Source organism: Collimonas antrihumi (assembly GCF_018304965.1).
In the GTDB taxonomy this organism is placed as follows: domain Bacteria; phylum Pseudomonadota; class Gammaproteobacteria; order Burkholderiales; family Burkholderiaceae_D; genus Collimonas; species Collimonas antrihumi.
In genome coordinates, this window is sequence record NZ_JAGQED010000019.1 from 59156 (window position 1) to 78960 (window position 19805).

The window sequence follows — 19805 nt, forward strand, 5'->3', positions numbered from 1 at the left end:
GGAAGACGTTTTACTATTTTCATTATGTCGATACGTTGTTTTGGTACATCATTTTGACGCATTACTGCGGCGGACTACTTCGGCGCATTACTTCGGCGCATTACTTCGGCGCATTACTTCGGCGCATTACTTCGACGCATTACTTCGAATCTATCACGCTTGACACCCCGATATCAGCAGCAATACCGGCGTTGATTGTTTTGGCTTCCTTCCGTGCCCGCCGCGCTTCCTTGCGGCTCATATACCAATAGTGGGCCCGGTCCAGATACAAATACACAACCGGCGTCGTGAACAAGGTCAGCGCCTGCGACAATACCAGGCCGCCCACCATCGCATAACCCAGCGGACGCCGCAATTCCGAGCCGGCGCCGTGGCCCAGCATCAGCGGCAAACCGCTCAGCAGTGCGCACATGGTCGTCATCATGATCGGCCGGAAACGCAGCAGGCAAGCCTGGTAAATCGCCTCTTCCGGTTTCATGCTTTTCTCGCGTTCCGCAGTCAGCGCAAAGTCGATCATCATGATGCCGTTTTTCTTGACGATACCGATCAGCAGGATGATGCCGATCAGTGCAATCACGCTGAGATCATAACCGCCCATCATCAGAATCAGCAGGGCGCCGACGCCGGCCGAAGGCAAGGTCGACAAGATCGTCAGCGGATGGATATAACTTTCATACAGCAAACCGAGCACGATATACACCGCGACCAGCGCTGCGGCAATCAGATAGGGCTGCGACGACAGCGAATCGCCAAACGCCTTGGCGGTCCCCTGGAACGCACCCGTCAAGGTCGCAGGCACGCCCATCTCGTGCTGCGCTTTCTGGATCGCCGTAACCGCTTCGCCGAGCGACACATTCGGCGCCAGGTTAAAGGAAATCGTCACCGCCGGGAACTGGCCTTGGTGGCTGATCGAGAGATAGGATGTCTTGCTGGTATCGATGCTGACAAAGGTCGACAGCGGCACCTGCTGGCCGGTGATCGGCGAGGTCAGGTAGATTTTGCTGAACAGATCGGGATCTTGCTGCAGCTTGGGCGTCACTTCCAGGATCACGTGATAGCTGTTGATCTGTGTGAAATACTGGGCGACCTGGCGCTGGCCGATGGCATCGTAAATGGTGGAATCTATCAGTGCCGGTGAAATCCCGAAGCTGGAAGCACGTGCCCGGTCGATCGTCAGGTTGGCCGCCGCAGCTGCGTTTTGCTGGTCGGAAGCGAGGTCGGTCAATTCCGGCAATTGACGGAAGCGGTTCAGCAGTTTCGGCGCCCAGACGTTCAGTTCGTCCAGGTTCGAGTCGGTTACCGTGTACTGGTATTGGGTGCGCGACAAACGGCCGCCGACGTTGATATCCTGGCCCGCTTGCAGGAACAAGTTGACCCCTTGCACCTTGGCCAGTTGCGGCCGCAAGCGTGCAATCACCTCATCGGCGCTGGCGGTGCGTCCTTCATCTTTCGGTTTCAGGCTGATGAAAAAATTACCCGTATTGAGTGTGCTGAAGCCGCCGCTCATGCCGAAGCCGGTAACATCCGGATCCTTGCGCACCACATCGGCCAGCGCCAGCATGCGTTTGTTCATCGAAGCGAAGGACGAATCCTGCCCCGATTCGGCAAAGCCGTAAACGAAGCCGGTATCTTGCTGCGGAAAGAAGCCCTTCGGGATCACGATGAACAGCACTACGGTAGCGGCCATGGTGGCGAAGAACACCATCAGGGTAATGAACTGATGGCGCAACACGACATGCAGGCCGCGCTTGTAGCCATTAAGCATGGCATCGAAGCCGCGTTCGAACATCTGATACATGCGGCCATGCGATTCTGCCGCATGCGGCTTCAGGAAACGCGAGCACAGCATCGGCGTCAGCGTCAGCGAAATGACGACCGATACCGCAATCGTCAGCGTCACGGTGATAGCAAATTCACGGAACAGACGGCCGACGATGCCGCCCATCAGCAGCAGCGGAATAAACACTGCAACCAGCGAAACCGAGATCGAAATAATTGTAAAGGCGATTTCTCCCGCACCCTTGTAGGCGGCCTCCATCGGCGCCATGCCTTCTTCGACATAGCGATAGATATTTTCCAGCATCACGATCGCATCGTCGACCACGAAACCGACCGCGATAGTCAGCGCCATCAACGACAAATTATCGAGACTGAAACCCAGCAGATACATGACAGCGGCGGTGCCGAGCAGGGCCAACGGCACGGTCACGCTCGGGATCAAGGTAGCCGGGATGTTGCGCAGGAACAGGAAGATCACCAGCACCACCAGTGCGATGGTCAGCATCAGCGTAAATTCCACGTCCAGCACCGAGGCGCGAATGGTCTGGGTGCGGTCGATCAAGGTATTGACGTGCACCGTCGGCGGGATTGCTGCTTGCAGGCGCGGCAGGGTTGCCTTGATGCGATCCACGGTTTCGATCACATTGGCGCCAGGTTGCTTGGTGACCGCCAGCACGATCGAGCGGCCGTTGGTAATCGTGTTGCCGGCCGGTGCAGCTGCGCCGGCAAAGGCCCAACCGGCAACCTTGAGGTTCTCTGCGGCGTCGACGGCGACACCGATATCGCGCACCCGGATCGGCGCGCCGTTCTTGTACGCCAATACCATGTCATTCCATGGCGCCGCGCTCAGCAGCTGGTCGTTGGTATAGACAGTGAAGCTTTGCTTGACGCCATCTACCGTGCCTTTCGGCTGATTCACGGTCAAGCTGGCGATGACGCCGCGAATATCTTCCAGGCTGATGCCGATCGCTGCTAGTTTGGTCGGATCCACCTGGATCCGCACCGAGGGTTTCTGCACGCCGCCGATGTTGACCAGGCCAACGCCCGGAATCTGCGAAATCTGCTGCGCCAGAATGTTATCGGCATAGTCATTCACCTGGATCAGCGGCAATGCGTCCGATTGCACCGACATCACCAGGATAGGCGAATCGGCCGGATTCACTTTGCGGAATGTCGGCGGGTTCGGCAGGTTGGCTGGCAGCTGGCCGCTGGCGGCAGTGATTGCTGCCTGCACATCCAGCGCGGCAGCGTCGATGCTGCGGTTGAGATCGAACTGCAGCGTAATTTGCGTGGAGCCGAGCGAGCTGGTCGAGGTCATTTGCGACAGGCCGGCTATCAGCGAGAATTGCCGTTCCAGCGGCTGTGCCACACTCGATGCCATGGTTTCCGGATTACCGCCGGGCAGGTTGGCGGAGACTTGGATCGTCGGAAAATCGACTTGCGGCAGCGGCGCCACCGGCAACAGCGGCCATACCGCAGCGCCGACCAGGAACATCGCAATAGCGAGCAGCGTGGTGCCGATCGGGCGTTTAATGAAGGTCGCGGAGATGCTCAATTGCGTGCCCCTTTGGCGGCCGGGGCAGGTGCCTTGCCAGTGCCTCCGGTATTGCCGGTACTACCCGCAGCGGCGCCGTTTTCGGTGACCTTGATACCAGGCTTAAGCTTGTACTGGCCGTCGACAACCACCCGTTGTCCCGGGCTCAAACCCTTGTCGATCACGGCGATGCCGTCCTGGATATTAGCTAGCTGAATCGGCTGATTCTTCACCGTGTTATCGGCATCGACAACGTAGACGTAGACGCCATCCTGGCTCCGCTGCACCGCAGCTGCCGGCACCGTTAAAGCTTGTTTGCGGTCGCCCAGCACCAGTCTTGCATTGACATACTGGCCTGGCCACAACACATGCGACGGATTCTGGAAAATGGCTTTCAATTGCACCGTACCGGAGCTGGTGTCGATCTGGTTATTCAGCAGTGTCAGATTGCCTTGGGCCAGCATGGTGGAGTTATCGCGTGGGAAGGTCTGCACGCTCAGCGGTTTCTGGCTCCCGCGCAAGGCTGTGTTGATGCTCTGGAAGGTTTCCTCCGGCAGTGTAAACACGACCGCAATCGGATCGATTTGATTGATCACCACCAGGCCGTTGACATCGGCAGCGTGGATGATATTGCCTGGATCGACCAGACGCGCGCCGACCCGGCCGCTGATCGGCGCCAGGATGCGGGTAAAGCTGAGTTGCACCTTGGCGTAGTTGATCTGCGCTTCGTCAGCCTGCACGGCGGCTTGCAGTTGCGTGACTTGCGCACGGGTAGTGTCGAGCGTCTGTTGGGTCGCTGCATCCTGTTGCACCAGCGTGGTGTAGCGTTGTAGATCAAGCCTGGAGTTTGCCAGTTGTGCCTGATCCTTGGCTTTTTGCGCCAGCGCCTGGTCCAGTTGCGCCTGCAAGGTGCGCGGATCGATTTGTGCCAGCAGCTGGCCGGCTTTCACGTCCTGGCCTTCGACAAAACCGACCTTGTCCAGCTGGCCGTCGATACGTGCCTTGACAGTGACGCGGGCATTCGAGGTGACGGTGCCGACACCGTTCAGGTACATCGGCATATCTTGCTGTTTGACGGCTGCGGTAGTGACAGATACGGCATTGGCCGAGTTGGCTGTGGCGGCCGGCGTGGTGACGGCGCCGGCCTTGTGAACGATGCCCCAGCCGGCGGCGCCGATCAGGACCAGTATCGCGGCGGTAATCAGCAGCGTTGAACGTGGTTTGGAGAGTGTGGTGGTCATGGTATCTGCTCGAGGAATTAATTGGTTGTACTGTTTTTGGCTTGGGCCGTGCGCTCGGCGCCGCTCAGTTGGCTGGCATCCCAGCCGCCGCCGACAGCCTTGATCAGCGCAACGCTAGCCAGCAGCTGGCGGCCCAGCAATTGCACTAAAGTGCGCTCATTGTTCAGGGCAAGCGTTTGCGCCGTGACCACCGTCAGATAGGTTGCAGTGCCGGCGCGATACTGGCTGAGCGCCAGCCGTTCTGCCAGTTGCGAGGCTTGCACCGCCTGGTTCTGGGCGATCGCCTCTTGATCCAGGACGTTAAGCGTGGCCAGGTTGTCTTCCACTTCCTGGAATCCGCCCAGTACGGTTTGCTTGTATTGCGCTACCGCGACGTCATACGCGGCAATCGCCTGGTCGCTATGCGCGCGCCGCAAGCCACCGTCGAAAATGGATGCGGCCAGTGCAGCCCCCAGTGACCAGACCCTGCTTGGCGTGTCGAACCACTGCGCCAGGCTGGAGCTGCTGAAGCCACCACTGGCACTCAGCATCAATGCCGGGAAAAAGGCAGCCTTGGCGACGCCGATGTTGGCGTTGGCAACCGCAACATGGCGTTCGGCGCTGGCGATATCGGGACGGCGTTCCAGCAGATCCGAGGGCAGGCCGGCTGGAATAGGCGGCAAGCCTGCCTGCATCTTGCGAAGCATTTGGGTGTCAGCCGATGACGTAGCTAAATTCGCAGTCAAATTGAATCCGGAAGGCGCCTTGCCGGTCAGGATGGCGATAGCGTGTTCCAACTGGCTGCGCTGCGCCTGCAAATCGATAGCTTGCGCCTCGGCGGTTTTCAACTGGCTTTCCGCCAGCGCCACGTCCGAGCGCAGTGCGACTCCGGCTGCATACTGGCTCTTGGTCAGTTGCAGCGAGCGGGTGTAGGCGGCGGTGGTGCGCGCATACAAATCTTTCAGCAGATCGGTGATCCGCAGTTGCAGATAATCCTGCGCCAGGGTTGCCTGGATGCTGAGGCGAGCGGCGGCCAGGTCGGCGGCGCTGGCCTGGGTGCCGGCATCGCCGGCTTCCACCGAGCGTCGCACGCTACCCCAGACATCCGGCTCCCAGCTGCCTTGCACGCCGGCGCTGTAGCCATTGCCGAGCTTGGCGCCGTTGCTGTTGGTGAGTGCGCGGTCGACGCCGGCGTTGACACCGATCGCCGGCCAGAAGCCGGCGCGTGCCGCATCGGCGGCAGCGCGTGCCTGCCGATACCGGGCTTCTGCCTGGCGAATATTCTGGTTGGCCTGGTTGGCTTGCTCTATCAAGTTGTTCAGGGTGGCGTCGCCATAGACTTCCCACCAGTTGCGGCTGTCGATTGGCTGCGGCTGCGCTTGTTTCCACGGGCCGCTCTCTTTATAGCTGGCAGGCACATCCATCGACGGCCGCACATAATCGGGGCCGACTGCGCATGCTGTCAGCGAGAGCGCAACTGCGGCAGCCATGATGCTGGTTGCAAACGAGCGCTGGAGTCTTGGGGGAAAGGAGAAGTTCATGAGTCTGCTTGGTCTGACGTTCGGAACATCGGATGGAATGTCCGGGCGGCGAGCAAGCAGCAGTTGTAATAATCTCAACAGTCACAACAGTCACAACAATCGCAGCATCGGACAATATTCAGGAATACTTTAAGTCTTGCTGCGGTACCTGATGCTGTCGCAAATATGACAATTCTGTCAGTTTCGTCCGTGTTTGATACGCAGTGCGCTGATGACGGTTGCAAGCAGGGTTGCGCTTGTTGCCAGCCATAGCGACAAATGGACCGCGCTGGCGTCGATATGCGCGGTGTCGGCTGTAGCCTGGGCGATGCTGGTTGCTGCAAGCACCACGGCGACCAGCGCAGCGCCCAGGGATTGGCCGAAAGTGCGGGCAATCGCCAGCACGCCGGATGCGGTGCCGCTGCGCACACGCGGTGCGTTGCTCAGCATTTCGCGATTGTTGGGACTCTGGAAAAAACCGAAACCGAGCCCGCACACAAAGGCGCGCCATAAGATATCCGCCACCGAAGCGTGTTCGCCGAGGCAGGCTAGCAACACCAGGCCTAGCGTCAGCACCAGCAAGCCGCAGGTGGATAGCAGCGACGCCGAATAATGGTCGGCCAGGCGGCCGGCGATCGGCGCCGTGATGGCAATCGCCACTGGCCAGGGAGTAAACAAGGCGGCCGATAGCAGCGGACTAAAGCCATAGGCGCCTTGAAACAGGAATGGTAGTGCAATAAAGGCAATTCCCTGACCGACAAAAGAACAGAGCGAAGTAGCTACCGCCATGGAAAAACGTTGTGATGCAAAAATATCAAGAGGTAATAACGGTGCGGCGTAACGTCGTTGTCTAATGATAAATAAAATAACTGAAGCCAGGGCGATCGCGAAGAGCAGCAATTCCTTGCCCCAGCTATCGTGGCGCGATAAGCCGTCGACTGCCATCACGAAGGTGCCCAGCGCCAGTGCCGACAGCACGGCGCCGACGGCGTCGAATTTACCGCCGCGTCCCGGATCGCGCGGCAACACGCGCCATGCCATCAACAGCGTGACGATGCCGATCGGCACATTGACGGCAAACAGCCACGGCCAGCTCAGCACCGACAGCATCAGGCCGCCAATCGCCGGCCCGGCAGCGGTGGAGGAGGCCACCACCAGGGCGTTGACGCCTAATGCCGCTCCCAGCAGGCGGGTAGGGAATATGTTGCGGTAAAGCGCCGGACCGATACACATGGCGGCAGCGCCGCCCAGGCCTTGTAAAAGTCGCATGCCGTTCAGCATCGCCAGCGACGACGACAGCGCACAGCCTAGCGAAGCCAGGGTGAATACCAGGATGCCGCTCATATATACACGGCGAAAGCCGAGCACCTCGCCTAGCGAGGCGAAGGCGACCATGGTCATGGCGCCGGCGAGGATGTAGGCGTTGGCTATCCATACGGCGTCGGCGGCCTCGACCTGCAGGCTGCGGGCAATCATGGGCAGCGCAACATTGACAATAGAGCCGTCCAGCACGGTCATGCTGGTGCCAAGGATCATGACGATAATCGCCACCCGGCGTGTTGCTCCGGGCAGGCCGTCGTCCTCTGCGAGATCGCCGAAGAGCTTACTCATAGTGTTGAAACGAGTTCAGGGCGGCGCGGCTTTGGCGCAACACTTGATCGGAATAATGGCGAGGCAGGGACGGTCAGCATTAAAATGAGCAACAGGATCAGGGAAGCATTGATGAGCCGGGGCGGAAGCCGCGAATTATCACATGAAGCACAATTTCACGCAGGCATCAGTTCGGCGATAGTTGTGATGGTTGCGAGGGTTGACGGGCTTGGCACTGGCTTGGCAACAACAAGCCGCTATTTTTAGGATCACCGGCGGCTGTCGCAGCGGCTGTTTGATGTATAATTCGAATTTCCCGCATGTGCCGTTCGGCACCTTCCGTAATGACTAAGTTTGTATTTGTTACCGGTGGCGTTGTCTCATCCCTTGGTAAAGGGATTGCAGCCGCCTCTCTCGCCGCGATATTAGAATCGCGCGGCCTTAAAGTCACCCTTCTTAAACTCGATCCGTACATCAACGTCGATCCAGGCACCATGAGCCCGTTCCAGCACGGCGAAGTGTTTGTGACCGACGATGGCGCAGAGACCGATCTCGACCTCGGCCACTATGAGCGCTTCATTACGGCCAAGATGAAGAAGGTGAATAATTTCACTACCGGCCAGATCTACGAATCCGTGATCCGCAAGGAACGCCGGGGCGAGTACCTTGGCAAGACGGTACAGGTTATTCCGCATATCACTAATGAAATCCAGGATTACATCTATCGCGGCGCCGAAGGTTTCGACGTCGCGCTGGTGGAAATCGGCGGTACTGTCGGTGATATCGAATCCTTGCCGTTCCTTGAAGCAGCGCGTCAACTGAGCCTGCGTGCCGGCCGCAATGCAGCCGCTTTCGTCCATCTGACCCTGGTGCCATATCTGGTATCGGCCGGTGAGCTGAAGACCAAGCCGACCCAGCATAGCGTGCAGAAACTGCGCGAAATCGGTATTTCGCCAGATGCCTTGCTGTGCCGCGCCGACCGCCCGATTCCTGACGACGAACGGGCCAAGATTTCCTTGTTCTCGAACGTCCAGGAAGATGCCGTGATTTCGGTGTGGGACGCTGACACCATCTACAAGATCCCGCAAATGCTGCACGACCAGGGGCTGGACGCGATTGTCTGCGAAAAGCTGGGCCTGTCGCCTAGGCCTGCCGACCTCTCGGTCTGGACCAAGCTGGTGCATGCGCTGGAAAACCCGACCTACGAAGTGACTATCGGCATGGTCGGCAAATATGTCGACCTGACCGAGTCCTACAAGTCGCTGACTGAAGCCTTGCGCCACGCCGGTATCCATACCGGCAGCCGGGTCAACATCGAATACCTGGATTCTGAAGAAATCGAAGCCAACGGCACCGGCGCATTAGCCAAGTACGATGCGGTCCTGGTACCAGGCGGCTTCGGCAAGCGTGGCGTCGAAGGTAAGATCGCGGCCGCCCGTTTCGCCCGTGAAAGCAAGATTCCTTATTTGGGCATCTGTCTCGGCATGCAGGTTGCATTGATTGAGTATGCACGTGGCAAGGCCGGCCTGCCGCTCGCCAATTCGACTGAATTCGATGCGCAAACCGATCAGCCGGTAGTGGCCCTGATCACTGAATGGCAAAATCACGACGGCAAGGTAGAGTTGCGCGACGTTAACTCCGATCTGGGCGGCACCATGCGCCTGGGCGCGCAAACCTGCGATGTCAAACCGGATACACTGGCCTCCGAAATCTACGGCCCGACCGTGACCGAACGCCATCGTCATCGCTACGAAGCCAACAACCATTACCTGGACCGTATCGAAGCGGCAGGCCTGGTGGTATCGGCCCGTACACCGACCGAAGGCTTGTGCGAAATCATGGAACTGCCACGCAACGGCGATAATGCCCACCCTTGGTACGTTGGTGTTCAATATCACCCGGAATTCAAATCGACTCCGCGCGATGGGCATCCGCTGTTTATTTCGTTCATCAAGGCTGCGTTGGCGCACAAGCAAGCTAATACTGCAATCGCAGCGTAAGGAAAGAACATGAAACTTTGTGGCTTTGATGTCGGTCTGGATCAACCGTTTTTCCTGATCGCCGGCCCGTGCGTCATCGAATCGCGCCAGATGGCGCTCGATACCGCCGGACAATTGAAAGAGATCGCCAGCGCGCTGGGCATCAACTTCATTTACAAATCGTCTTTCGACAAGGCGAATCGTTCGTCCGGCACTTCTTTCCGCGGCCTGGGCATGGAAAAAGGACTGGAGATCCTGGCTGAAGTCAAAGCGCAAATCGGCGTGCCGGTGCTGACCGATATCCATGAAATCTATGAAATCAAGCCGGTGGCGGCGGTGGTCGATGTCTTGCAGACACCGGCTTTCCTCTGTCGCCAGACCGATTTCATCAACGCTTGCGCGCAATCGGGCAAGCCGGTGAATATCAAGAAAGGCCAGTTCCTGGCCCCGCACGACATGATCAATGTCATCGCCAAGGCGCGTGCCGCTGCCCGCGAAGCCGGCCTGCCGGAAGATAATTTCATGGCATGCGAACGCGGCGCATCGTTCGGTTACAACAACCTGGTATCGGATATGCGTTCGCTGGCGATCATGCGCGAAACCGGTTGCCCGGTAGTGTTCGATGCTACCCACTCGGTGCAGTTGCCGGGTGGCCAGGGCAGCACTTCCGGCGGCCAGCGTGAATTCGTGCCGGTACTGGCACGGGCCGCGATTGCGGTCGGCGTTGCCGGGGTGTTCATGGAAACCCATCCGAATCCTGCAGAAGCTAAATCCGACGGCCCGAATGCGGTGCCGCTGGGACGTATGAAAGAATTGTTGTCGACCATGATAGACCTGGATCGGGTCGTCAAAAAGAATGGCTTTATCGAAAGCAATTTCGGTTGATTGCTTGGGGCCGGGCTCGCTGGATTCGTTTGACTATATCGCTACTGCTATACACACAAGTGGCAGCGCCAGCAGTCTGACCCCGTAAATGGTTTTAATATCGCGCATATTTTTATTTGATAGGGAAATACATGAGTGCAATCGTTGACATCATTGGCCGCGAAATTATTGATTCGCGCGGTAATCCGACAGTCGAATGCGACGTCTTGCTGGAATCCGGCGTCATGGGGCGTGCGGCGGTACCGTCCGGCGCCTCCACCGGCTCACGCGAAGCGATCGAACTGCGCGACGGCGACAAGAGTCGTTACGGCGGCAAGGGCGTGTTGAAGGCCTGCGAGCATATCAATACAGAAATTTCCGAAGCCATCATGGGCCTGGACGCCAGCGAACAAGCGTTCCTGGACCGCACCCTGATCGATCTCGACGGCACTGAAAACAAGAGCCGCCTGGGCGCCAACGCGATGCTGGCAGTGTCGATGGCAGTTGCCAAAGCGGCAGCAGAAGAAGCCGGTTTGCCTCTGTACCGTTATTTCGGCGGCAGCGGCGCGATGCAAATGCCTGTGCCGATGATGAACGTCATCAACGGTGGCGAGCATGCTGACAACAACCTGGATATCCAGGAATTCATGATCATCCCGGTTGGCGCACCTAGCTTCCGCGAAGCGCTGCGTTACGGCGCTGAAGTATTCCACGCGCTGAAGAAAATCTTGCACGACAAGGGCCTGGCAACGTCGGTTGGCGATGAAGGCGGTTTTGCACCATCGCTGGCTAGCCACGAAGATGCGCTGAAGCTGATCATCCAGGCGATCGAAGCCGCAGGCTACGAGCCAGGCACCCAGATCGCTCTCGGCCTGGATTGCGCCGCAAGCGAATTCTACAAAGACGGCAGCTACGTTCTGGCCGGCGAAAACATGACCCTGACCGGCGCGCAATTCACCGGTTTGCTGGCATCGTGGTGCGACAAGTACCCGATCATCAGCATCGAAGACGGCATGGCCGAAAACGACTGGGACGGCTGGAAACTGCTGACAGAAACACTGGGCAAGAAAATCCAGCTGGTTGGCGACGACCTGTTTGTCACCAACACCAAGATCCTGAAGGAAGGTATCGATAAAGATATCGCCAACTCGATCCTGATCAAGATCAACCAGATCGGCACCTTGACCGAAACTTTCGCTGCGATTGAAATGGCCAAGCGCGCCGGTTATACCGCAGTGATCTCGCACCGTTCGGGCGAGACTGAAGATTCGACCATTGCCGATATCGCGGTAGGCATGAATGCCTTGCAGATCAAGACCGGCTCGTTGTCGCGTTCGGATCGCATGGCTAAATACAATCAGCTGCTGCGTATCGAAGAAGATCTGGGCGATATCGCCAGCTACCCTGGCCGTGGCGCGTTTTATAATCTTAAATAAACACGAGTAGGGTGGGCACTCGTGCCCACGCGGAACTGCAATTCGTTGATGGCCGTTCAGCGTGGGCAAAAAATCTTGCCCACCCTACGTATGATTAGATAAGACAGTGGAGTCAACCCCAAACGATGCGCCTGATTGCCATTTTCCTGACCGCTTTGCTGATACTGGTCCAGTACCCACTGTGGCTAGGCAAGGGCGGCTGGCTGCGTGTGTGGGACATGGATCAGCAAGTGCATGCCGCCCATGACAAGGTGGACGAACTGAAAGCCCGCAATGCCAAGCTGGATTCGGAAGTGCATGATTTGAAAGAAGGCACCGGTGCGGTCGAAGAACGGGCGCGCACCGAGCTGGGCATGATCAAGAAAGACGAGATTTTCATACAGATTCTCGATCCGAACGGCAATCCGGCAGATGCGCCGGCTCCGCCAAATGCAGAATTGACGGCGATAGAAAAGACGATCGCGGTCGCTGTGCCATCCGAAAAGAACAAGAAATCAGAACCCTGATTTCTTGTATCTCTATATCCGTCCTTAGTACTTACACTTATCTTTAATGCTTGCTGCTGCCGGTAGGCAGCAACGCTTCAACCGGCGCCGCGCTGGCAAACAGGTGCGCGCAATCGACTTTGTCGAATTCATAATGCTTGCCGCAGAAATCGCAATCCACCGCCAGCTTGCCCAAATCGGCGAGGGCTTCCTCGATCTCCGGCTGCCCCAGCATTTTCAACATGTTGCCGACTTTCTCGCGTGAGCAATTGCATTGGAAACTGGGTTGCTGCGGTTCGAAAACACGAATGGTTTCTTCCCAGAACAGGCGGCGCAGCAGCGTCTGGATATCGGTTGCCAGCATTTCCTCAGGACGCAAAGTGCCGCCCAGCGCCAGGAAGCGATTCCATGTTTCCAGGTCGTCGTTGACGGGTACATCGATGCCGCCGTGATTCGGCAGTTTCTGCAGCAGCAAACCGCGTGCAACTTTGTTGTCAGCTGCCAGCCATAGCCTGGTATCGAGCTGTTCCGAGCGCAGCATGTAGTTTTCGATGACGGTGGAGATACTCTCGCCATCCAGCGGCACGATGCCTTGATAAGCCTTTTGGCCAGGCATTTTGTCTTGTGGATCGAGCGTGATTGCAAAACGTCCCTGGCCATTCAGGTTAACCAGCTGCGACATGGTGGCGTCGAGGTCGATCACTGCATCGGGCGCGAGCTTTGCCGTGGCACGCATCCGCAGTTGCGAATCGCATTCAACCACCAGCAGCCGGATCGGGCCGTCGCCGTAAATTTGCATGACGATGACGCCGTTGAATTTCAAATTGGCGGACAGCAGCGCCGCCGCAGCCATCATTTCACCAAGCAACGTCGTGACTGGCGCCGGGTACTGGCGGTGCGTCAGCGTCTGCTGCCAGGTGGCAGACAGCTGTACCAGTTCACCACGCACGGCAGCGTTCTCAACCATGAATTTCTGTAATGAGTCGCTATCGCCGTGTATTTCGCCGGCATCCATCATTTTTGTTACGTCCATATTTTTTATCCGCTAATTTGTTGCCGCTAATTTGTTGCTGCTAATTTGTCGCTGATTACTACTTGAATGCTACTTATGTTGTTTATCCGATTTGCTTCAGGTCGGTTTTGTACTCTTGTCCGCGATGTATGTAGTGCGTGGCGTTGCCGGCCAGCGCCGCGATGTCTTGCTCGCTCAGGATCCGTACGGCTTTGGCAGGCGAGCCGATAATCAGCGAGTTATCCGGGAATTCCTTACCTTCGGTGACCAGCGCGCCGGCGCCGACCAGGCAATTCTTGCCGATCTTGGCGCCATTCAGGATGACGGCCTGAATCCCGATCAACGCGCCGTCGCCAATAGTGCACCCGTGCAACATTGCCTGGTGTCCGACGGTGACGTTCTTGCCTAGCGTCAGCGGAAAACCCATGTCGGTGTGCAGTGTGCTGCTTTCCTGCACGTTGCTGCCCTGGCCGACCGTAATCAATTCATTGTCGCCACGGATCGTGACGCCGAACCAGATGCTGGCGTCAGCTTCGATCCTGACCTTGCCGATCAGAGTGGCAGACGGCGCAATATATGCTGAAGGGGCGATGTCGGGGGCATGCTCGCCCAATTGGTAGATGGCCATAAATCTCCGTAGAATGCTGGTTGCCGGGCATGCCTGATGCCCTTTTGCTGGATGCTTGCGGTATGCTGATCTAATGCTTATAGATATGTCCAAAGTGCGATTTTTCAACAGTAGCGCCATTTTACCGCTGTCAACATGAACCATTCTTCCTTTCTCTCAAAGCCAGGCGAGCTAGACGAACTTGAGTTACGTACCGCCGCCCTGCATTGGCTCTGCGAGGCCGATGTTGCCGCCAAGGTTGCCGGGGTAGAAGCAATGGCAGCAAGCTGGAAAAATGCCGAAATGACACTGGATAAGCAGCGTGTCCTCGCTGCAACCTTAAGCATACCGGGCCGCCCGCAACTGCCGGCGCTGGTGCCGCCGCGCGAAGTCAAGCATCGCTCGATGGCTTCGCTGGAAGGGCGTGCCGCCATGATTCACGCGCTGGCGCATATCGAATTCAACGCCATCAACCTGGCGCTCGACGCCATCTGGCGTTTCGCCGGGATGCCGGAAGATTATTACGTCGACTGGCTGCGTGTCGCCAGGGAGGAAGCTTATCACTTTAGCTTGTTGGTAAGTCACTTGCAGACGCTGGGATTTGCCTACGGCGATTTTTCGGCGCATAACAGCTTGTGGGAACTGACTGAGAAAACCAGCCATGACATCCTGGCCAGGATGGCGCTGGTGCCGCGCATGATGGAAGCACGCGGCCTGGACGCATCACCGCGCACCCGCGCCAAACTGGCGCAGGCCGGCGATGAAGATGCGGCGGCGATCATCGACATTATCTTGCGCGATGAGATCGGCCATGTGGCAATCGGCAATCATTGGTATGGCTGGCTTTGCGAGGCGCGCCAGCTGGAACCGCTGGCAACCTTTGCCGCCTTGGCACTGCAGCACAAGGCGCCGATATTGCGCGGGCCGTTCAATCTGGAAGCGAGGAGGGCGGCTGGATTTTCCGAACCGGAATTGCTGGCCCTGATAGAAGAGACAAAGTCGCTCTGAATTATCGGGTAGGGTGGGCACATATGCCCACGCGGAATTCACAACATGCACATGCCTGTTTCCGCGCCATGCCGGTCTGCACTCCGGTTATCGCGGTCACGCGTGGGCAAAAACCTTGCCCACCCTACGAGCACCTAGTGATACCACTTGTGTTTGCCGACAGGTTTGACGATTTCCGCCATGTTCACCAGCTTGGTGCCGGCGATACGGTCATGCAGAAATTGCCGTTGCGGATCGAGATAGATAGTCATGGCCCAGAGCACGAAATTCACCGCCGGGATCAACACCAGCGACCAGGCATGCGCGCCTAGCGCCCAGGCCAGCGCCAGTCCGGGCAGGAACCAGCACCAGCTGAGCAGGAAGCGGATGGCGGCACGGCCGGCCCTGACCGCACTGCCGTCGCGGTTGACCAGCTGGATGCGCCAGGTTTTCATGGCCAGCGTTTGCCCGCCGTGACTCCAGCACCAGACGAAATACAGGGTGAGTACGATGAACAGCCAGGCTTGTTGTCCATGGCGCAAGTAAAGCGCGTTGCGCTGTTGCAGCAAAGTGGAAAAAATCCATCCCGAAATAAACAGGATGCCGAACAACAACATGGCTTCATACATGATGCTGCCGAAACGGCGTTTCAGCGATGGCGTCTGCTGTTGGCTGGCAAGCTGGTCGGTTGCGGCAGGATTCAAAATGTTTATTTCGTGGCTGGCGCCAGCGACGGGGCTGGAGCCGGTGCTGGTGCTGGTGTCTGCGCTGTCGCTGGTCCCGGTGCGGGTGCCGGCGTCGGCGTGACTGCCGCCGTCGGTTCCTGGTTCGCAGGGGTTGCCAGCTTGACCGGCGCCGCCGGTTTGGATTTGTTGAGCGTGGTCGGCGGCAAGGTGGTTACCCGTTTGTGGCGCGGCGTTGCTTGTTCAGCCAGCTCGGCCTTTTGTTGCTCCGACAATTGCTGATACTGCTGCCAGCGCAGCGCTCTTTGTTCTGTATCAAGCTTGTTGGCGCGAGCGTAATTTTCACGGGCGATACGGCGTTGCTCGGGAGTTAGTGTTACCCAGCCGCGCATCCTGGCCTGCAATCTTTCCTGCTCGGCCGGCGTCATGCTGGCGTAGCGGCCGCTGATTTCCAGCCACTTCTTCTTGGTGGCCGGTTTTAATTTATCCCAGTCGGGGGCGAGCGGTTCCAGGACATGTTTCTGGACGGCGCTCAGTTCATTCCAGGCAGGAGCGGCGCTATCGGCCACCTTGGTCATTTTAGGCGGATTGGCAGGGACTTCCTTGAAGCTGGCGGCAGTAGGGCGGCCGGCCGCCTGGGTCGGCGCAATCGGGCCGAGTACTGCCAGCGCGGCGGCGCCGGTCACCAGCAACGCACACGCGGCGCCGATGAAACGCTTGCGACGGCTGCCTAACATGTTGACGGATAGCTTGCGGGCGCTCGGATTGGAGGATGAGTTTGACGTCATTGGTCTTGCTGCTGGGCGAGGTAGGCGCTAAAACCGCGGTCCAGGTAGGCCGATGGCGGCAATTCGTCCGATAACATGGCGGCATCGATATCGGCGTTGGCGCTAATCCGATGTTGCTGTTCGTATTGATACAAGCCGGACAGCAGCACCACGCCAACCAGAATCGGCACGGCGACACCGATCCGCATCAGCCAGGACAGGCGATCGCCGAAGAAGCTGCCGGCGTGGCCTGCCAATACGCCTTGATGCGCCAGCACACGGGTCGGGGCATCTTTTTTCTTGCGCGCCATCGCCGCCTTGCGGGCAGCAGCCAGGCGGTCAGCGGTAGGGGCTGGCAAATTGTCCAGGTTTTCATTCAGTGCGTGCCGCACCTTGAAAGCGAAATTGATTTCTTTACTGTTCATAAACTGATTCCTTTGGCCTTGAGCGATAGCGCCAGAGTGTGCGTTGCGCGAGAGCAGTGCGTTTTTACGCTGCCTTCCGAGCATCCCATTGCGGCCGCGGTCTCGGCAACATCCATGTCCTCCCAATAACGCATCAGGAAGGCTTCTCGTTGACGCGCCGGAAGTTTCTGTACTTCCTCGTCGATCATGTTGAGAATTTGCTCACGTTCCAACTTGTTGGCGCTGGATTCGGTCGCTTGCGAATCTTCATCCGACTCAAAGGTTTCCAGGACGTCGTAATCCTCGTCATTGGCATTGTTATGCCCCATGCTGGAAAACAGGCTGACCCAGGTATTGCGTACCTTTTCCCTGCGGAAATAGTCGTGGATGGTGTTCTGCAGGATGCGCTGAAACAGCATCGGCAGTTCGGCCGCCGGTTTGTCGCCGTATTTTTCCGCCAGTTTGATCATGGCGTCCTGGACGATGTCCAGCGCGGATTCGTCTTTACGGACGGCGTACACCGCCTGCTTGAAAGCCCGGCGTTCTACGTTTTCAAGGAAATCGGAAAGTTCTTTATCTGTGGCCATGCTTCGCGGCGAATTGGGTCATACACTAACTACCTACTGCTGATTCAAGATTCTGTTGCGAGTCGGAATACGATCACGCCCGGGGCGGACCCCGCTGTGGACTCGTCTACGCTTGCCGCCCTTGGCCTGCGTCTGGATAAACAATGTAAGCAATAATGAAAACAATGGCTTGCAATAAATTTCCAGACTGGCCGAATCCTAGCAAAAAAGGGGAGGGTTGTGGGCAAATCTACAGCAAAAGACACGATTTAACTCGGATTTCATGCAATTTGGCTTGACCGGAATGAAACTACGCATTATGGTAGCTATCCACTTCAGAACACTGGAGTGCAAGCCTTTTCGCTGACGACTCAAGATGTTGCTCGGTAGAAAGGCATGCTTCACATTTGTAAGCTGTTTGCTCCAACCCGTGCCACAAGCGCGAGAAACAGGCAGCGGTGGAATCAGAATTTTCGGCCGAACGAGTAGCGTTTAGCGCCATTTTGAATCGTATCTACGGCTACGCAACGGAATGACGTGATCGCACAAAAAAGGGACGCCGTGGCACTGGTACGCTGCGCCATTTCGTCAGGAAAGAGCATCCGATCAATTTCCAATGGACCTTGAAAGGATCTAGTCATCATGAACAAAGATATAAATTTGCCTATTACCGGCGCGGAAATTCTCGTGCGCTGCCTGGCAGAAGAGGGTGTCGAACACGTGTTCGGTTATCCCGGTGGCGCTGTGCTGTACATCTACGACGCCATTTTCCAGCAAGAAAAATTCCAGCATATCCTGGTACGTCATGAGCAAGCTGCGATTCACGCAGCCGATGCCTATTCCCGCAGTTCGAACAAGGTTGGCGTGGCTATTGTCACGTCCGGTCCCGGCGTCACCAATGCGGTGACCGGCCTGGCCACGGCCTACATGGACTCGATCCCGATGGTGGTGATTTCGGGTCAGGTGCCGTCTTACGCAATCGGCGAAGATGCGTTCCAGGAATGCGACACAGTTGGCATTACACGCCCGTGCGTCAAGCACAACTTCCTGGTCAAGGATGTCAAGGATTTGGCATCGACCATCAAGAAGGCGTTCTTTATCGCCAGTACCGGCCGTCCCGGCCCGGTGTTGGTGGATATCCCTAAAGACATCACCATGCACCGCCACGTTTTCGACTATCCGAAGGAAGTCGAAATGCGTTCCTACAAGCCGGTCGACAAGGGGCATTCCGGTCAGATCCGCAAGGCGGTGCAATTGTTGCTGACAGCCGAACGGCCGATGATCTATGCCGGCGGCGGCGTAATCCTGGCGAATGCATCGCCTGAGCTGAACAAGCTGGTAGATCGCCTGGGCTATCCATGCACCACCACCTTGATGGGCCTCGGCGGCTACAAGTCGTCCAGCGACAAGTTTGTCGGCATGCCTGGCATGCACGGCACTTATGAAGCCAACATGGCGATGCAGAACAGCGATGTGCTGATCGCGATCGGCGCCCGGTTTGACGACCGCGTGATTGGCAATCCCAAGCATTTCACCTCGGCTTCGCGCAAGATCATCCATATCGACATCGACCCGTCGTCGATTTCCAAGCGCGTCAAGGTCGATATTCCTATCGTCGGCAACGTCAAGGATGTGCTGCAAGAACTGCTGGCGCAACTGGATGCCGCCGAGACCCGGCCAAATGCCCCGGCCTTGTCCAGCTGGTGGAAGCAGATCAACGAATGGCGCGGCCGCGATTGCCTCAAGTTTACCGATTCGAAAGAAGTGATCAAGCCGCAGTCCGTGATTCAAAAGGTCTGGCAGATCACCGACGGTGACGCATTCATCACCTCCGACGTCGGCCAGCACCAGATGTGGGCGGCGCAGTACTACGGCTTCGACAAGCCGCGCCGTTGGATCAATTCCGGCGGCCTCGGCACCATGGGTGTCGGCTTGCCGTATGCGATGGGCGTGCAGATGGCCAATCCGGGTTCGACCGTGGCCTGTATCACCGGCGAAGCATCGATCCAGATGTGCATCCAGGAACTGGCTACCTGCAAACAATATCACCTGACGCCGAAAATCATTCTGCTCAATAACCGTTTCCTCGGCATGGTCCGTCAATGGCAGCAGATCGATTACGGTTCGCGCTATTCCGAGTCCTACATGGATTCGCTGCCGGACTTCACCAAGCTGGCCGAGTCGTTCGGTCACGTCGGCATGAAAATTGAAAATCCGGCCGATGTGGACGGTGCACTGAAAGAGGCGTTCGGCATGAAGGATCGCCTGGTATTCATGAATTTCATTACGGATCAAACCGAAAACGTCTGGCCTATGGTCAAGGCGGGCAAGGGCTTGACTGAAATGCTGCTCGGTTCGGAGGATCTGTAATC

The 19805-nt window shown here is 57.6% G+C and carries 16 protein-coding genes; 6 read left to right on the plus strand and 10 right to left on the minus strand.

Translation table 11 applies throughout. From position 1 onward, the window contains the following. Nucleotides 1-139: 139 nt before the first annotated feature. The 4 genes from KHU29_RS15630 to KHU29_RS15645 form a co-directional block, all read right to left on the minus strand. Nucleotides 140-3334 (minus strand): efflux RND transporter permease subunit, encoded by a 3195-nt coding sequence (locus tag KHU29_RS15630; RefSeq protein WP_211453688.1) that lies wholly within the window; start codon nt 3332-3334, stop codon nt 140-142. Then, a complete protein-coding gene (locus tag KHU29_RS15635) occupies nt 3331-4554 on the minus strand; it encodes an efflux RND transporter periplasmic adaptor subunit (protein ID WP_211453689.1) in 1224 nt (407 codons plus the stop codon). The genes KHU29_RS15630 and KHU29_RS15635 overlap by 4 nt, the downstream gene beginning before the upstream one ends. 17 nt (nt 4555-4571) lie before the next feature. Further along, entirely contained in the window at nt 4572-6074 is a 1503-nt protein-coding gene (locus tag KHU29_RS15640) for an efflux transporter outer membrane subunit (RefSeq protein ID WP_211453690.1), read from the minus strand. A gap of 177 nt (nt 6075-6251) precedes the next feature. Next, nucleotides 6252-7664: an MFS transporter gene (locus KHU29_RS15645; RefSeq protein ID WP_211453691.1), complete on the minus strand. Its 1413-nt coding sequence runs from the start codon at nt 7662-7664 to the stop codon at nt 6252-6254. A 323-nt stretch (nt 7665-7987) separates the two neighbouring features. On the opposite strand from KHU29_RS15645, the gene pyrG reads away from it, so the two are divergent. From pyrG to ftsB, 4 genes are all read left to right on the plus strand, one after another. Next, entirely contained in the window at nt 7988-9643 is a 1656-nt protein-coding gene (gene pyrG / locus KHU29_RS15650) for a CTP synthase (protein ID WP_211453692.1), read from the plus strand. A 9-nt stretch (nt 9644-9652) separates the two neighbouring features. Further along, nucleotides 9653-10507: a 3-deoxy-8-phosphooctulonate synthase gene (kdsA, locus tag KHU29_RS15655; RefSeq protein WP_092413419.1), complete on the plus strand. Its 855-nt coding sequence runs from the start codon at nt 9653-9655 to the stop codon at nt 10505-10507. Between the two features lie 131 nt (nt 10508-10638). Then, nucleotides 10639-11922: a phosphopyruvate hydratase gene (gene eno / locus KHU29_RS15660; protein ID WP_092413417.1), complete on the plus strand. Its 1284-nt coding sequence runs from the start codon at nt 10639-10641 to the stop codon at nt 11920-11922. Nucleotides 11923-12047: 125 nt separating this feature from the next. Continuing rightward, the gene (ftsB, locus tag KHU29_RS15665) at nt 12048-12428 is read left to right on the plus strand and encodes a cell division protein FtsB (protein WP_211453693.1); all 381 of its coding nucleotides are present in this window, start codon (nt 12048-12050) and stop codon (nt 12426-12428) included. Between the two features lie 43 nt (nt 12429-12471). Here the strand turns inward: ftsB and hslO are convergent, their stop codons facing one another. Then, nucleotides 12472-13440, minus strand: coding sequence for an Hsp33 family molecular chaperone HslO (hslO, locus tag KHU29_RS15670; RefSeq protein WP_211453694.1), 969 nt, complete (start codon nt 13438-13440; stop codon nt 12472-12474). An 82-nt stretch (nt 13441-13522) separates the two neighbouring features. After that, on the minus strand, nt 13523-14047 hold the full coding sequence (locus KHU29_RS15675; RefSeq protein WP_211453695.1) for a gamma carbonic anhydrase family protein: 525 nt from the start codon (nt 14045-14047) through the stop codon (nt 13523-13525). Nucleotides 14048-14182: 135 nt separating this feature from the next. Here KHU29_RS15675 and KHU29_RS15680 point away from each other — a divergent pair, with 135 nt between their 5' ends. Continuing rightward, entirely contained in the window at nt 14183-15034 is an 852-nt protein-coding gene (locus tag KHU29_RS15680; RefSeq protein WP_211453696.1) for a ferritin-like domain-containing protein, read from the plus strand. A 134-nt stretch (nt 15035-15168) separates the two neighbouring features. Here the strand turns inward: KHU29_RS15680 and KHU29_RS15685 are convergent, their stop codons facing one another. From KHU29_RS15685 to KHU29_RS15700, 4 genes are read right to left on the minus strand one after another with little or no spacing between them, the layout of a single operon-like run. Then, nucleotides 15169-15717, minus strand: a complete 549-nt coding sequence (locus KHU29_RS15685; RefSeq protein ID WP_211453697.1) for an RDD family protein — start codon at nt 15715-15717, stop codon at nt 15169-15171. Nucleotides 15718-15722: 5 nt separating this feature from the next. Beyond that, on the minus strand, nt 15723-16484 hold the full coding sequence (locus KHU29_RS15690; protein ID WP_246542115.1) for a DUF3106 domain-containing protein: 762 nt from the start codon (nt 16482-16484) through the stop codon (nt 15723-15725). Next, nucleotides 16481-16888 carry a DUF3619 family protein gene (locus KHU29_RS15695; protein WP_211453698.1) on the minus strand — a complete coding sequence of 136 codons (408 nt, stop codon included), beginning with the start codon at nt 16886-16888 and terminating at the stop codon, nt 16481-16483. Before KHU29_RS15695 ends, KHU29_RS15690 begins: the two co-directional genes overlap by 4 nt. After that, nucleotides 16885-17454, minus strand: a complete 570-nt coding sequence (locus KHU29_RS15700; RefSeq protein ID WP_092413402.1) for an RNA polymerase sigma factor — start codon at nt 17452-17454, stop codon at nt 16885-16887. Before KHU29_RS15700 ends, KHU29_RS15695 begins: the two co-directional genes overlap by 4 nt. Nucleotides 17455-18075: 621 nt before the next feature. Between KHU29_RS15700 and KHU29_RS15705 the strand changes: the two genes are divergently transcribed. Continuing rightward, nucleotides 18076-19803 carry an acetolactate synthase 3 catalytic subunit gene (locus tag KHU29_RS15705; protein WP_211453699.1) on the plus strand — a complete coding sequence of 576 codons (1728 nt, stop codon included), beginning with the start codon at nt 18076-18078 and terminating at the stop codon, nt 19801-19803. Nucleotides 19804-19805 lie beyond the last annotated feature (2 nt).